At 72.5% G+C, this 13,396-nt stretch carries 12 protein-coding genes; 4 read left to right on the plus strand and 8 right to left on the minus strand.

The annotated features are described in order from the left end of the window. Positions 1-3: 3 nt before the first annotated feature. Entirely contained in the window at positions 4-528 is a 525-nt protein-coding gene (gene sixA / locus WME98_RS07015) for a phosphohistidine phosphatase SixA (RefSeq protein ID WP_437950579.1), read from the minus strand. Positions 529-608: 80 nt separating this feature from the next. Further along, on the minus strand, positions 609-2,462 hold the full coding sequence (locus WME98_RS07020) for a MopE-related protein (RefSeq protein WP_437950580.1): 1,854 nt from the start codon (positions 2,460-2,462) through the stop codon (positions 609-611). Between the two features lie 858 nt (positions 2,463-3,320). Between WME98_RS07020 and WME98_RS07025 the strand changes: the two genes are divergently transcribed. Further along, a complete protein-coding gene (locus WME98_RS07025) occupies positions 3,321-3,881 on the plus strand; it encodes an SMI1/KNR4 family protein (protein WP_129578364.1) in 561 nt (186 codons plus the stop codon). Positions 3,882-3,946: 65 nt separating this feature from the next. Continuing rightward, on the plus strand, positions 3,947-4,969 hold the full coding sequence (locus WME98_RS07030) for an RluA family pseudouridine synthase (RefSeq protein ID WP_437950581.1): 1,023 nt from the start codon (positions 3,947-3,949) through the stop codon (positions 4,967-4,969). Here the strand turns inward: WME98_RS07030 and WME98_RS07035 are convergent. From WME98_RS07035 to WME98_RS07045, 3 genes are all read right to left on the minus strand, one after another. Next, on the minus strand, positions 4,950-5,213 hold the full coding sequence (locus tag WME98_RS07035) for a hypothetical protein (protein WP_012238561.1): 264 nt from the start codon (positions 5,211-5,213) through the stop codon (positions 4,950-4,952). The genes WME98_RS07030 and WME98_RS07035 overlap by 20 nt on opposite strands. Before the next feature lie 84 nt (positions 5,214-5,297). Continuing rightward, entirely contained in the window at positions 5,298-6,869 is a 1,572-nt protein-coding gene (locus WME98_RS07040; RefSeq protein ID WP_437950582.1) for a hypothetical protein, read from the minus strand. Next, a complete protein-coding gene (locus tag WME98_RS07045) occupies positions 6,866-7,522 on the minus strand; it encodes a Maf family protein (protein WP_437953959.1) in 657 nt (218 codons plus the stop codon). The genes WME98_RS07040 and WME98_RS07045 overlap by 4 nt, the downstream gene beginning before the upstream one ends. Before the next feature lie 167 nt (positions 7,523-7,689). On the opposite strand from WME98_RS07045, the gene WME98_RS07050 reads away from it, so the two are divergent. Next, the gene (locus WME98_RS07050; RefSeq protein ID WP_437950583.1) at positions 7,690-9,711 is read left to right on the plus strand and encodes an OmpA family protein; all 2,022 of its coding nucleotides are present in this window, start codon (positions 7,690-7,692) and stop codon (positions 9,709-9,711) included. Next, positions 9,708-10,607, plus strand: a complete 900-nt coding sequence (locus WME98_RS07055; protein WP_437950584.1) for a PPC domain-containing DNA-binding protein — start codon at positions 9,708-9,710, stop codon at positions 10,605-10,607. The genes WME98_RS07050 and WME98_RS07055 overlap by 4 nt, the downstream gene beginning before the upstream one ends. Positions 10,608-10,667: 60 nt before the next feature. Here WME98_RS07055 and WME98_RS07060 read toward each other — a convergent pair whose 3' ends face one another. Genes WME98_RS07060 through WME98_RS07070 form a run of 3 tightly spaced genes read right to left on the minus strand, consistent with a single transcriptional unit; the run spans position 10,668 to position 13,332 of the window. Beyond that, positions 10,668-11,261, minus strand: coding sequence for a polysaccharide biosynthesis/export family protein (locus tag WME98_RS07060; protein WP_061621867.1), 594 nt, complete (start codon positions 11,259-11,261; stop codon positions 10,668-10,670). After that, entirely contained in the window at positions 11,261-12,655 is a 1,395-nt protein-coding gene (locus WME98_RS07065) for a hypothetical protein (protein ID WP_437950585.1), read from the minus strand. Before WME98_RS07065 ends, WME98_RS07060 begins: the two co-directional genes overlap by 1 nt. Positions 12,656-12,693: 38 nt before the next feature. After that, entirely contained in the window at positions 12,694-13,332 is a 639-nt protein-coding gene (locus tag WME98_RS07070) for a hypothetical protein (protein ID WP_437950586.1), read from the minus strand. Positions 13,333-13,396: the final 64 nt, after the last annotated feature.

A 13,396-nucleotide genomic window follows, 5' to 3' on the forward strand; every position in this document is an offset into this window, starting at 1 on the left:
CGCTCAGCGGGAGCGAGGCGCCTGCTGCTGCTGCGCTTCCTTCACCGGGTCGACCGCCTTCATGGCCTTCAGATCCAGCGCGAAGCGCAGCGTACCCGGCCCACGCCCGTCCCAGCTCACGGCGACGACGCCGCTCTTCTTCAGGCCCGTCCAGCCGACGTCGCCGAGCAGCGATGTCACCAGCGCCGACAGCGAGGGCTCGTGCCCCACGAGCGCCAGCGGCTGAGCCCCCTGATACTGCGAGAGCAGGCGGAGTATTTCGGCGGTGTCTCGCGAGGGAGAGAGCTCGGCGATGACGGAGACGTCGTCGGTCAGCTCGGCAGCCTCGGCGATGATCTCCGCGGTCTGCACCGAGCGCACGAGGGGGCTCGTCCAGATCGCCGCAGGGCGTCGGCCCTTCTGCTTCGCGAGCCACTTCGCGACGCGCCGGGTCACCTTGCGACCCTTGCCCGTGAGCCAGCGACCGGCGTCGCCGAGGTCAGGCGCGTCATCCACGGCCTGCCCGTGGCGGATGATGAGGATCTCCATGGCGTGACCTTAGCCCGGGCGACCGCCAGCAGGGGAGCGCCGTGCGCGCGGCGCCGGCGAAGGCGCCGGCCCACGGGCCCTCAGAACTCGCACTGGCTGGTCGCGTCGTTGCAGTGCGAGCCCGGCGCCACGAAGGGACAAATGCTCCCGAAGAAGCTGTTGCAGGGCAAACCGCACGTGTACGCCGTGTGCGTGTAGCAGATCTGCCCCGCGTCGCAATCCGCGTCCGAGGCGCATCGGCAGCTGAAATCGTCGGGGATCCCGTTGCCGTTGTCATCGCGGCCGTCGCAGCACTCCGTCACGTAAAAGTCGCTTGCGCTGCAGTCCTCGTCGGCGCAGTCGAGCGCGCCGTCGCAGTCGTTGTCGATCCCGTCGGTGCACGCGGCGGTCCCGAACTCGGGGCCGGGCGCGGCGCCGCCCGCGCAGCCGCGGCAGGGCCCGAAGGCGCCGCAGTCGGGATCGGCGCAGTCGACGTAGTGGTCGCCGTCGTTGTCGAGATCGTCGTCGCAGATCTCGCTCGGGTTCGGGACGATCTCGACGTTGAGCGCGAAGGGGCCCTCGTTCGCGCCGCCGAAGGGATCGACCGTGAAGCCGTCGAGGAAGACGAAGTACGTGCCCGGGTAGAGGATGCCGAAGTCGAGCCGGGAGGCCCACGACCCGCCGCCGCTGTCGTCATCGCAGCCGATCTCCCGGCCGCTGTTGCAGATGCCGGTGCGGACGTAGAGCGTCGTGTCGAAGCTCGACCCGCGCGTGTCGAGGTGCACGCGCGACGGCGCGGTGAGCACGAAGTAGAAGACCGCCTCGCCGGCGTCGCCGCCGCACGCGCCCCGGGTCTCGCTCACGTGGCCGGTGGTGTCCCCCGTGTAGGTGCCGGTCCCGGGGATGCGCTTCGGCGAGAGGCAGTTCGCCTGCTCGAGCACGCACACCGGGTTGTTCGCGCAGTCCGGATCCTGGCAGTCGATCAGCGCGTCGCGGTCGTCGTCGAGATCGTTGTTGCACTGCTCCGGCGTCGGCGCGCAGCTCGGCGCGAACACGCAGGCGGCGTCGGCGCAGTCGATGTGCTCATCGCAGTCGTTGTCGACGCCGTCGTCGCAGACCTCCGGCACGCAGACCTCGCAGGCCGGCGCGGTGATGCACTGCGGATCCGCGCAGTCGACGCGCCCGTCGCAGTCGTTGTCCTGGCCGTCGTCGCATCGCTCCAGCGAGCCGGGCGGCTGGCACACGCAAGGAAAGCTGCTGCGGCAGTCCGGGTCGGCGCAGTCGACAAGGAGGTCGCAGTCGTCGTCCGTGCGGTTGTCGCAGCGCTCACCGATCGCGCTGCAGGCGCACCGCGGGTCGGAGCCGCAGTCGCCGTCGTCGCAGTCGAAGGTGCCGTCGCAGTCGTCGTCGACCCCGTTGCCGCACGCCCCGGTCTCCGAGGCGGAGCAGGCGCAGGCGCGGGTCCCCGAGCAGTCCGCGTCGAAGCAGTCGACGAGCGTGTCGCAGTCGTCGTCGACGCCGTTGTCGCAGCGCTCACCGCCGGGGCGCGGGGTGCAGCCGCAGTCCTGTCCTGCGGCGCACGCGGGATCGAAGCAGTCGCTCACGCCGTTGCAGTCGTTGTCCGCCGCGTCCGTGCAGATCTCCGGAGCGCCCGGGAAGACGGACGGGTTGAAGTCGTTGCAGTCGCTCCCGCCGCAGATCGTCGGGCCCACGCCGTCCTCGTCGTCGTCGCGGGGCGCGTGGTCGCAGCGCTCGTCCACGCAGCTGTCGCGGGTGCAGGCGTCGCCGTCGTCGCAGTCCGCGTCGCCGCCGCACGCCGCGAAGCCTCCGAAGCCGCCGCCGTTCGACGACGTCGACGCGCTCGCGCTGGTCGGACCGCCCCCGCCGCCTCCGAGCCCGCCGACGTCGGCCCCCGGGAGCTCGAGGAGGCTCGTCCGGCCGCACGCCCCCGCCATCCCCCCGAGAGCCGCCCACGCCCCGATCGCGAAGAGGAATCGTCGAATCCCAGGGGACCGCCGACGCGCCTCCCCGACCCATGCTGAAGAGCCCGGCTTCATCTCTCACCCTCTCGCACCGGCCGCAGGGTGCCCACGCGTCGCTTCAATGTACACGCCCGAGTTTCCATGAAGGCAAGTTTTGATCCCTTGGCGCCGACCGGCTGCTTGCATGTCCCGTGCGGCCTGCCGCCTCGCCCTTGCGTGGCTGGGCACCGGGAGACGGCGGGCGGCCGGCGGGTGGGGTGACGCGCCGAATCCGGCCGGCTCACGCCGCGGATCAGTTGCGGGTCGACGCGTCCGCGTGTAACGAGGCCCCGTGGGCGCGCAGCTCCAGATCGAGGTCGAGCGGCCGCCTCCTGGCCTGCAGCGCGGCCGTTATCCTGCGCCACAATGGGTCATCCTGGCGGTCGGCGCGACCGTGGTGCTCGGCGCGGTCGTCGTCCTGATATGGCGGGCGCGGCGTACCCTCCGCTCACGGGAGCGAGGCGGACCTCGCTCGTCGAGGCGTGGGTGACGGGCGCGCGGGGGACCAAGGGAGGCGCCGCTCGGCCGCTTCCTGCGGATGCCCGCGGATGAATGATCGACAGCAGGTGCGATCGCGGGTTGACACCGAGCGGACCGGACCGGTAGGCACCATAGAGGGACGCGCTCCCGGTCGGCTGATGTAGAGTGCCGCCCGAGCGCGCGACGAGCCCGCAACAACCGGGGCCGAGAACGCGGCCCCAGTGAGGCCCTTTGGGTCCTGAAGAACGCCGCGCAACCGCGGCCCGTGGAACCATGGCATCGATCGAACGTGGCGTTGAGCTTGTGCATCGGGTGATCGCGCAACTGAAGAAGCGCCCCTCCAGCCATGCCGCCGTGGGAGCGAGCCAGGCGGCGCTCGATGCGCTCGAGTCGAAGTTGATGGTCGAGCTGCCGCCCACGCTGCGGGCGTTCCTGGAGTTCGATTTCACCCTCGATAGCCTGGGCCCGCGGTTCAAGGGGCGGCATCGCTTCGGCCAGGATCCGTCGGCGCCGCGGCCGAAGCTCACCTCGGTCCGCAAGCTGGCGGAGGCGAAGACCGACCTCGGCTGGACCGAGTCGCGCCTCCGGGGCAAGGTCGTGCGGCTGCCCAACCTCCCCGGTCACCCGTGGAACGCGCTCTACCTCGGCGAGGCCAGGCGGGACGGCGAGCTCGTCATCCTCGGCCTCGACAACGAGGACACCAACGTCCGCGTCTTCCCGCGCTACACGGCGTTCGACCTGTACCTCGTCGAGCAGTGCGGCCTCGCCAGGCTGTCCGAAGCGCAGCGGCTCGAGGACCTCGAGTCGCACGTCGCCCTCAACCCCGAGCTCGGGACCGCCGAAGAGGACGACGAGGGCGATACGGAGTATTGATCGCGCGGCAGCGACGCCGCTCGGCTGGCGCCGCTCGACCGTGAACGACGCCCGTGACGAACGCGATGGCTGCCGGTGCGGAAGCGCTCCACTTTCGGGTGGACGACGGCGACCCTCACGACCGCCTCGACAAGCTCGTCGTCCACCTGATGGAGCGCGCCGGCCGCGCGACCTCGCGCGCGGCGGTGCAGCGGTGGATCGCCGCCGGTCGGGTCCTCATCGACGGAGAGCCCGCGCGCGCGTCGGTGGCGGTGCGCTCGGGCGCCCTGGTCGATGTCCGGCCGGAGGAGCCGTCGCCGTCCGCAGCGATGGCCGATCCCGGCGTGGCCATCCCGGTGGTGTACGAGGACGAGCACCTGCTCGTCATCGACAAGCCGGCGGGGCTCGTCGTGCATCCGGCGCGCGGGCACGCGTCGGGCACGCTGGTCAACGGGTTGCTCGCCCTGCCCGGGTTCGCCCTGGCGCCGGCCGATCCGCGCGATCCCATGGGCCATGTCCGCCCCGGGATCGTGCACAGGCTCGACCGAGGCACGAGCGGCCTGCTCGTCGTGGCCAAGGACGAGCCCACCCGCGAGGCGCTGAAGGCGCGGTTCGCGAGGCACGAGATCGAGCGCGAGTACGCGGCGATCGTGGCGGGCGAGGCGCGAGACGCCACCTACGACACGCTCCACGGCCGCCACCCGACCGACAGGCTCCGCTTCACGTCGTGGATCCGCAGCGACCCCGGCGCGGGCGGCGCGGCGCCGCGCCGCGCGGTGACCCACGTCCGCGTGCTCGAGCGGCTCGGCGACGCGGCGACGGTCGTGGCCTGCTCGCTCGAGACGGGCCGCACCCATCAGATCCGGGTGCACCTCGCCGAACGCGGCAGGACGCCCGTCCTCGGCGACCCCCTCTACGGCAAGCCGCCGAAGAAGCCGGCGGTACGGGCGATCGCGGAGGAGCTCGGGCGGCAGGCCCTGCACGCGCGCGTGCTCGGGTTCATCCACCCCGCCACGCAGAGGCCGGTGCGCTGGGAGAGCGCGCTGCCAGCGGACATGCGCAGGGCGCTCGACCAGCTGCGGAGGCTCGCTACCAGATCTTCGATTTGATGTGGCCCTTGGACTTGATCAGGATGTCCACGAGGGCACGGTCGTAAAAATTCTTCTGGTAGAGATCCGGCGAGACGCGGCTCTTGTAGAGGGCGCGGCCCTCCTCGATCTCCTCGGAGAGGACCGTGAAGAGGTCATCCTGCTGGATGCCCTGCACGATCTTCTCCTCGTTGTAGAGCGAGAGATCGCTTGCGATGGCGCGCGCGAGGCGTCGCGCCGCCTCTTCCGTTTCAATCAAGGGCATCCGTCTCTCCTCCAGGTTCGCCGGCCGGGGGCACGCGCTCCCGAGCCGGCGGGCGCCTAGGATGCAGCAGCCCGGGCGGCGCTGTCAAAGTAGCTCGTCGTTCGACGACCCGCACCCGCGCCCGAGCGGCGGCGCGGAGGGCGCGCCGCCCGCGGGGTGCGGCGCGCCGGCGCGCGGCTGCTCCGGGCTCTGGCGCGCCGCGGCGAGGGCGGCGAGCCCCGAGAGGAGCGGGAAGGCGACGAGCGCGTAGCGCCCGGCCCCGAAGAACACCGCGTGGGTGACCGCGGTTGCGGCGAGGACGGCGAGCGCCGAGAGCGCGAGCACCGGCGCCCGGAGCAGCGCGCGACCCTGGAGCAGCGCCAGGCCGAGGAGCGCGAGGTAGCCCACCCAGGCGTGGACGTGCAGCGCGGCGACGACCCCCAGCGCGAACAGCGCGAGCCGGGCAGGCACGAGCGCCCGCTGCGCGAGCGAGGGACCGCGAGCGCGGTCGTCGGGGTGAGGGGCGGCGAGCGCGCCGGGCGCCGGCGCGGGCTTGCGCGCTGCCCACATGAGCGCGCAGAGCAGGACGAGGCGCTCGAAGACCGTCTCGACGGCGCCGAGCGCGACCTTGTCGTCCTCGGTGAAGGCCGCCGGGTTCGAGGCGTGCAGGTACCACCCGGCCGCGCCGCAATAGTCGAACGTCGCCGCGAGCTTCCGGGGCACGAGGCCGAGCCATGCGCCCGGGTGCTCCGCGATGTAGCGGCGCGCCTCTCGGCCGAAGCACGCGTCCTTGCCGGCCTCGTCGAAGACCTCACGGCACGCCTCGGGCACCTGGATGGGCGCCCAGGCGCCGGTGGAGGCCGGGTCCGCGCCGATGAGGAGGTTCCAGCCGCCGTTCACGCTGACCAGCGCGCACTGGTTCATCCGCGCGCAGTTGCGCGCGGTCCACGGCGCGCACACGAGGAGCGCCGCGAGGACGGTGACGACGACGGGCGCCGCGCGTCGCGCCGCGCCCGCGGCGAGGGACCCGCGGAGGCGGGCGCCGTCGCCGCGCGGAGCGCCGAGGAGGGCGAGGCCGGCGAAGAGGGGCGCGAGCAGGAGCGCCTGCGGCCGGACGAGGGTGGCGGCGCCGACGAGCAGCCCGAGGACGGCGAACGGGGCCAGCGCCGGGCGGCGCTCGCGCGCCCGCGCGGACGCCCACGCCGCGCAGGCGACGAGCGAGCCGGTGACGCCCTCGGTCATGACGGCCGGGGTGTACGCGACGAGCCCGGGGTGGAGCGCGACGAGCGCGCCCGAGAGCGCCGGTATGGCGCGCGAGCGCGGCGCGGCGCGGACCGCCAGGCGGTGAACCGCGAGCGCCGCGAGCGCGCCGACGACGGCGTTGAGCAGCATGGCGACCGCAGGGCGCGCGCCGAACGCCGCGTACAGCGCGCCGACGGCGCCCGGATAGCCGACCGGATAGTGCGCGGCGTACGTGACGACGCCGTCGGGCCAGAGCCACGTGTAGCCGAGCCCCGCCGCGATCCGCTCGGCGATGCGGTGGTAGTAGGTGCCGTCGGCGGTGGGCGGGAAGCGCCCGGCCGCCCAGGCGACGACGGCGATCCGCGCGGCGAGGGCGAGGGCGAAGATCGCGCCCCCGTCGCGGCGGCGCGCAGCCATCGCGGCGTCGTCGCTCATGACGAGCGCGCGGGCGACAGCGGGAAGCGCGCGAGCAAGCCGGCGGCGCGCAGCGCCGCGACGACCTCGCACGCCGGCAGGCCGACCACGTTGGAGTACGAGCCCTCGATGCCCGCGACGGCGAACGCGCCGATCCCCTGGATCGCGTAAGCGCCGGCCTTGTCGAGCCCCTCGCCGGTCGCCGCGTACGACGCGACCTCGTCGTCATCGAGCGCGCGGAAGCGCACCCGCGTCACGACCGTCTCCGCGTGGAGGGCCTCGGCGCGGCCCGGGGCGGCCGCGGGCGCGAGATCGGCCTCGGCGCCGGCGATGGCGAACCGGGTCCAGACCTGGTGCTCGCGGCCCGAGAGGGCGCGGAGCATGGCGCGCGCGTCGCCCTCGTCCCGGGGCTTGCCGAGGATGGAGTCGCCGAGGATGACCGAGGTGTCGGCCACGAGGATCGCGCCGGCCCCGACCGCCTGCTGCAGGCGCCGCGCGGCCGCGAGCTTCGCCAGGGTGACCCGCCCGAGGTAAGCCGCGGCCCCCTCGCCGGGGCGGCCCGCCTCGTCGACCTCGGCCGCCGCCACGCGGAGAGGCAGGCCGAGCGTGGTCAGGATCTCTCGCCGGCGCGGCGAGCCGGAGCCGAGCAGGAGCGGGTGCGCGTCGTCGATCATGGTCGTGCGGGCGCCGGCGGCGCCGGCCCCGGCCGGGCGTGGTCGTAGCACGGCGCGGGACCGACCGCGGAGCGCAGCGCGCCGACGGAGCGTCGGGTGCCCCCAGATCGCGCCGAGACGATTGCTGTTTTGACTCTCACCCCGGCAGTAGTAGAGGGTCGGGCGCGATGCGCGCCAATTGGAGGGTGCCGGCACGATCAAGCCTCCCGCTGCTGGTGGCCTCCGGTTTTTTCATGGCGGCGCTCCTTCCGGGGCCGGCGCGCGCGGACGAGTGCGCGCCGGCGCACGGGCTGTCGACCTGCATCGACGCCGACAACCTCTGGCCCCACGCGGGCGGCGGCCCCTTCTTCGCCGTGGGGAGCACGGGGACGGCGCCGAGCGCGAAGGCCTCGTTCGGCCTCGTGGCGAGCTACCTGTCGCGGCCGGCGGGCCTGCGCGTCGCCTCGCCCGACCCCGGCGGGACGGTCGTCCACGTGCTCGACAACATCATCGACGCGACCTTCGTGTGGTCGCTCGGGCTCACCGATCGCCTCGAGGTCACGGTCGCCGCGCCCGTCACGCTGTACCAGGACGGCGCGGGCTTCGCCGACGTCCTCGGCACCGACGCGGTGCTGCACCGCAGCGTGATGCGCGACGCGCGCCTCGGCGCGGCGTTCGCGATCGTGCCGCCGCCCCGGAGCGGCCCCCTCGACGGCTTCTCGCTCGCAGCGCGCCTCGAGCTCGGCCTGCCCACCGGCGACAAGGCCGCGTTCGCCAGCGCCGGAACGGTCACGCTCGCGCCGACCGCCGCCGCGGCGTACCAGCTCGGCGACCTCCGCCTCGCGGCCGAGGTCGGGGCCCGGATCCGCGGATCGAGCGCGGTGTACGACGTCGAGATCGGCTCGCAGCTCCTCGGCGCCGTCGGCGCTGCGGTCGACGTGCTCCCGGGCCGCTGGCTCACGGCGTCAGCGGAGGCGTTCGCCCTCTACACGCTCGCCGAGCAGCCCGCCCGCGACGCGGCGCTGGTGCCCGCGGAGTGGATCCTCTCGGCGACGAGCGCTCCGTTCCTCGCCGGCGACGTCTCGCTGTCCGCCGGCGGCGGGAGCGCCATCCCGTTCTCCTCCGAGGGCACGCTCACCGCGCCTCGCTTCCGGTTCAACCTGGGGCTGCGCTATGCGCCGATGGGGCGCGACGCGGACGCCGACGGCGTCCTGGATCGCGACGACGCGTGCCCGGCCGTCGCGGAGGATCGCGACGGCTTCCAGGACGGCGACGGCTGCCCCGACCCGGACAACGACGGCGATCGGATCCCCGACGGCCGCGATCGGTGCCGGGACGAGGCCGAGACGATCGACGGCTTCCAGGACGGCGACGGCTGCCCCGACGCCGACGACGACGGCGACGGCGTCCCGGACGACGCCGACGCCTGCCGCAACGCCGCCGAGGATCGCGACGGCTTCCAGGACAGCGACGGCTGCCCCGATCCCGACAACGACGGCGACGGGATCCCGGACCAGCGCGACACGTGCCCGAACGGCGCGGAGGACGTCGACGGCTTCAGGGACGACGACGGCTGCCCCGATCCCGACAACGACCTCGACCAAGTCCCTGACGCCGTCGACAGGTGCCCGGACGCCCCCGAGGATCGCGATGGCTTCCAGGACGACGACGGCTGCCCCGATCCCGACAACGACGAGGACGGCGTGGCCGACGCGGCCGACGCGTGCCCGGTGACGGCCGAGACGATCGACGGCGCGAGCGACGCCGACGGCTGCCCCGAGCCGACGGCCAGGTCGCTGCCGCAGTGGTCCGGCGATCGGGTCCTCCTCGACGGCCTGGCCCGCTTCCCCGCGGGCAGCGCGCGGGTACCGCCGGCCCTGGCGGCGCAGATCGGCATGATCGCCCAGCTCATGCGCGGGCGCATGCCCCTCGACGTCGTCATCGTGGAGGCCTACCCCGATCGCCAGAGCGACTCGTCCGCGCGCGCGATCGAGCTCGCCGGCGCGCGCGCGAGCGCCGTCAAGGAGCTCCTCGCCAGCGCAGGGTTCCCGGCGGACCGGATCACGGCCGCCGCTGGCGACACATCAGCCATGCGCGCGAAAGGCGCGCCCCAGATCGAGGTGACGGCGACCCGCGCTCGGCGCTCGGAAGAAGCCCGCCGTGCTCCGGGCGCAGCCTCCTCGACGACCGGAGAAAAGAAACTGCGATGAATGTCCTCGAGGCACGCCGTGCCCGTCATTTGATCATCCGCCTCGATCGGGGCGAGGAGCTCCCAGCGGCGCTCGTGCGCGCCCTCGACGAGGCCGAGGCGCGCGCCGGCTGGATCGAGGGGATCGGCTCGCTCGAGAAGGCGGAGATCGCGCTGTTCGATCAAGCTTCCCGCGCCTACGCCAAGACGCGCGTCCTCGAGGGGCCCTGCGACGTGGTGGCGCTCTCCGGGAGCGTCGCGCTCCAGCAGGGCGAGACCTCGCTGCGCCTGTCGGCCACGCTCGCCCGCGAGTCTGGCGTCGGTCTCCAGCTCGCCGCCGGCGAGCTCGTCTGGGCTCGGGTTTACGGGCTCGAGCTCCGCGTCACGGCGTTCGACGATCTGCCCCTCGCGCGGGCGTTCGACGATCGGACGGGCCTCATGCAGCTCGTGGCCCAGCCGACCGCCATCCCGGCGATCGCGAGCGAGACGCCCCGGCTGGCGCCTCCGGCGCAGGCCGCCGAGCCGGCGCGCGCTGCGGCCCCGCCGCCAGCCGCCGAGCCGCCCCGCGCTGCGGCCCCGCCGCCAGCCGCCGAGCCGCCCCGCGGAGCGCCGCCGGCCCCTGCTCCAGAGCCTGCTCGCCCGGTGGCCTCGGTCGCTGAGCCCGCGGCCGTGCCGCTGCCGCAGCGCCCGGTCCGCCCTCGCCAGGAGGAGGAGATCTATCCGGAAGTGGGCGACAGCGTGACCCACTTCCACTTCGGCGAGTGCACCGTGATCAGCTCCGACGGCGAGCGGATCCGCCTCCGCCAGGAGCGCGACGGCCGCGTGCGCGAGGTCTCGCTGACGATGCTCCGCATCGAGCCTCCCACCGTGGACCCGGCGACGAGCCGGAAGCACTTCCGCCTCGCGCGAAAGAACTGAGCGCGCCGCGCGCTACGTCGCGCTACGTCGATCGAGCGGCGGCGGACGGCGCGCCGTCGCTCAGAAGACGCGCTGGGCGACGTTGATCGAGTCCCCTGCCTGCAGGGGCACGTCGGGGATCTTGTTGTCGATGATGTCCTCGACCGAGACCGTGGCGAACACGGTCTTGCCCTGGGACTTCCTGCGGATCGTGACCCGGTCCTTGTCCGCGATGCTGTTGAACCCGCCCGCCATCGAGATGGCGCGGAGCAGCGTCATGCCAGGCTGGAGCGGCAGGGATCCGGGCTTCTGCACCTCGCCGAGCACCTCGACCCGCTTCGAGTTGTACTCCTTGATGCTCACGCTCACGCTGGGGTCGGTGAGGACCTGCCCCTCCATGAGCTTCGCGCGGACGAGCTCTGCCACCTCCTGAGGCTCGAGGCCCGCCACCTTGAGCCGCTTCACGTAGGGGAAGTCGACGGTGCCGTCCGGCGCGACGGTGAACGTCGTGGGCAGCTTGTCTTCCCCGACGACGCGGAGCTCGAACACGTCCCCGACACCGATCGTCGTCGCCTCCACCGGAGGCGGAAGGTTCACCGGCCCGGGCTGGCGCGACGAGCAGGCGGCGATCACGAGCGCGAGGAAGGCGGCTGCCCACCGACCTGAACGTCGCATCACATGAACCAGCGCACGCCCAGATAGGCTTCGAACTGCTGCCATCCGAGATGGTTCTGGGCGTTGGACTCGTCGAGGATCGTCAGCGCGGTGCTGCTGATGTTGTTGCCATACCGCAGCGTGGTGTTGATCCCCAGAGAGTCCGCGAACCGGTACTCGCCGAACAGGGAGGCATCGATACGGATGTCCGTCCAGGGCTCCTCGGCCGCGACGAGGCGCCCGTTATCCGCCGGGATCCCCGGGAACACGTGGGCGGCCACGCCGCCGTCGAGGATGAGCAGGAACCGTCCACCGAAGAAGTAGGTCAGCTTGAGGTATCCACGGTCGCGCTCGAAGTAGCTCGCGAGGAAGCTGTCGTGGAAGTCGCGCGTGAAGCCGGCCGAGAGCGACGAGAGCGCGAGCGTCGCCGCCGCAGGGTCGGCCGACGGATTCGGCGTCAGGAACCACTTCAGCTCGAGCTGGCCGATGACGCTGTCGAAGTCGTGCACGACGTCGCCGTCGTTGGTCGGCGTGTAGAAGCTCGCGCCCCAGCCGGCCATCGCGAGGAGGCCGAACGACGACGTCACGAGGCCGTTGATCCCGAGCTGCGCGCGCAGCGGGTGAGAGGAGAGCTGGGCGCCCGGATTCGGATAATCGACGAACCCGAGCGACGCGTCGTAGATGAGCGCGGTGCGCGGCAAGAAGCGCCAGCGCCCCCGCGTCCGGACGATGTGCTGCATGTTCGTCAGGCTCTCGTACTCGTCGAGCTCGAAGAACGTGCCCGCGAAGCGATAGCCAAGGCGCCAATCGAGCAGCCCGCCGCCCGGCGTCCACACGAGCTCTGCTCCCGCGCCCGCGTGGATGCGCCGGAAGCTCTGGTTGGAGATCCCGATGTCCGAGGGAGCGATGGTCCGGCCGAGCGACGCGTCGAGGACCGCGGACCACGGGCGCTGGGGCAGGATCGTCAGGTTGGCGTCGAGCGAGCCGCCGATGTTCCGCTGCTGGCCGAGCCGCTCCTGCCCGCGCTCCGGCCCGGAGACCGGGAAGAAATCATCGTAGGTCGCGGCGATGCCGGCGCGAAACTCGACGTCCGGCGGCGGCGCGTCGGGCGTCACCTCGTGGCGCTGCTGGCTGAGCGTCGAGAGCGAAAATGAAGGCGTGATCCGGAGCCGCATCGAGCCGACAGGCCCGATGTCGTCGGCGCTGGCCACGTCTTCTTCGTCCCTGCGAAAGAAGTTGGAGTCGTAGCCGAACTCCGCGGCGATCCCCGGGTGCAGCTCGAGATCGCCGGCGCGAATCCCGATGCCCTCGGTGTAGCGACGATCCTTGAGCCAGGGCTGATCCTGCGCAAGGGCCGACGCCGGGGACAGAGTTAGTGTGAATACGGCAGCGACTATGGTGTCACGAGGTTTCATCGCCTATTGGGCAGTGGCAATCCGAGAGAGGCGGTCGCCTACCGAAAACAGCTACTGCACGCAGGCGGCTCGATGATGATCTGGCTGACGGGATACTCGGAAGGATCCTCCTTGGGGAGGTTCTCATCGATATCGACCTTGACGGCGCTCTCGCCGATATAGCCCGCTTCCTGGCCGATGCACTGGTTGGCCTCGGCCGTCAGCTGCTCGGAGCGCTGGCGCAGGACCGTCAGGATCGTGAACTCGTGATTGGAGAGATCGGCGTCTCGCCGATTCACCGCGAGCTCCAGGCCCTGCCGCCGCTCGCGGGCGGAGCGGATGGCGACGTCGATCTGATTCAGCTTGTCGTTCAAGCAGAGCGTCTTCACGACGTCTCGCTGCGAACGGGCCGTCTCGAGCTGGCGGCGAACGGACGTCCGGGCCCCGTCCATCCGAGCGAGGAAGGTCTCGCTCTGCGCGAGCTGCTCGGCCGGCGAGAGCGTCACCTGCCGCGCGAGGCCCGCGGACGCATCCGGCGGAGGCGCCGTCTGCGCCTGCGCAGCAGCGATGCCGTGGCCGATGACGACCGAGATCAGCGCAACTGCTGCGAAGCCGGGGATCTGTTCACGTTTCATCGAAGCCTCCGAAGTCAGGCCCGCGGAGTATAAGTGCGGGCAGACGTGGTTGTCAAAACGCAATGAACATGCCGAACGGCCAGCAGCTCGACCTGTCGGGAGGCCCCGTACCAGGTTTTTCCCCATT

Origin of the sequence: Sorangium sp. So ce296, from assembly GCF_051529605.1 — a bacterium.
GTDB classification, from domain to species: Bacteria; Myxococcota_A; Polyangia; order Polyangiales; family Polyangiaceae; genus Sorangium; species Sorangium cellulosum_D.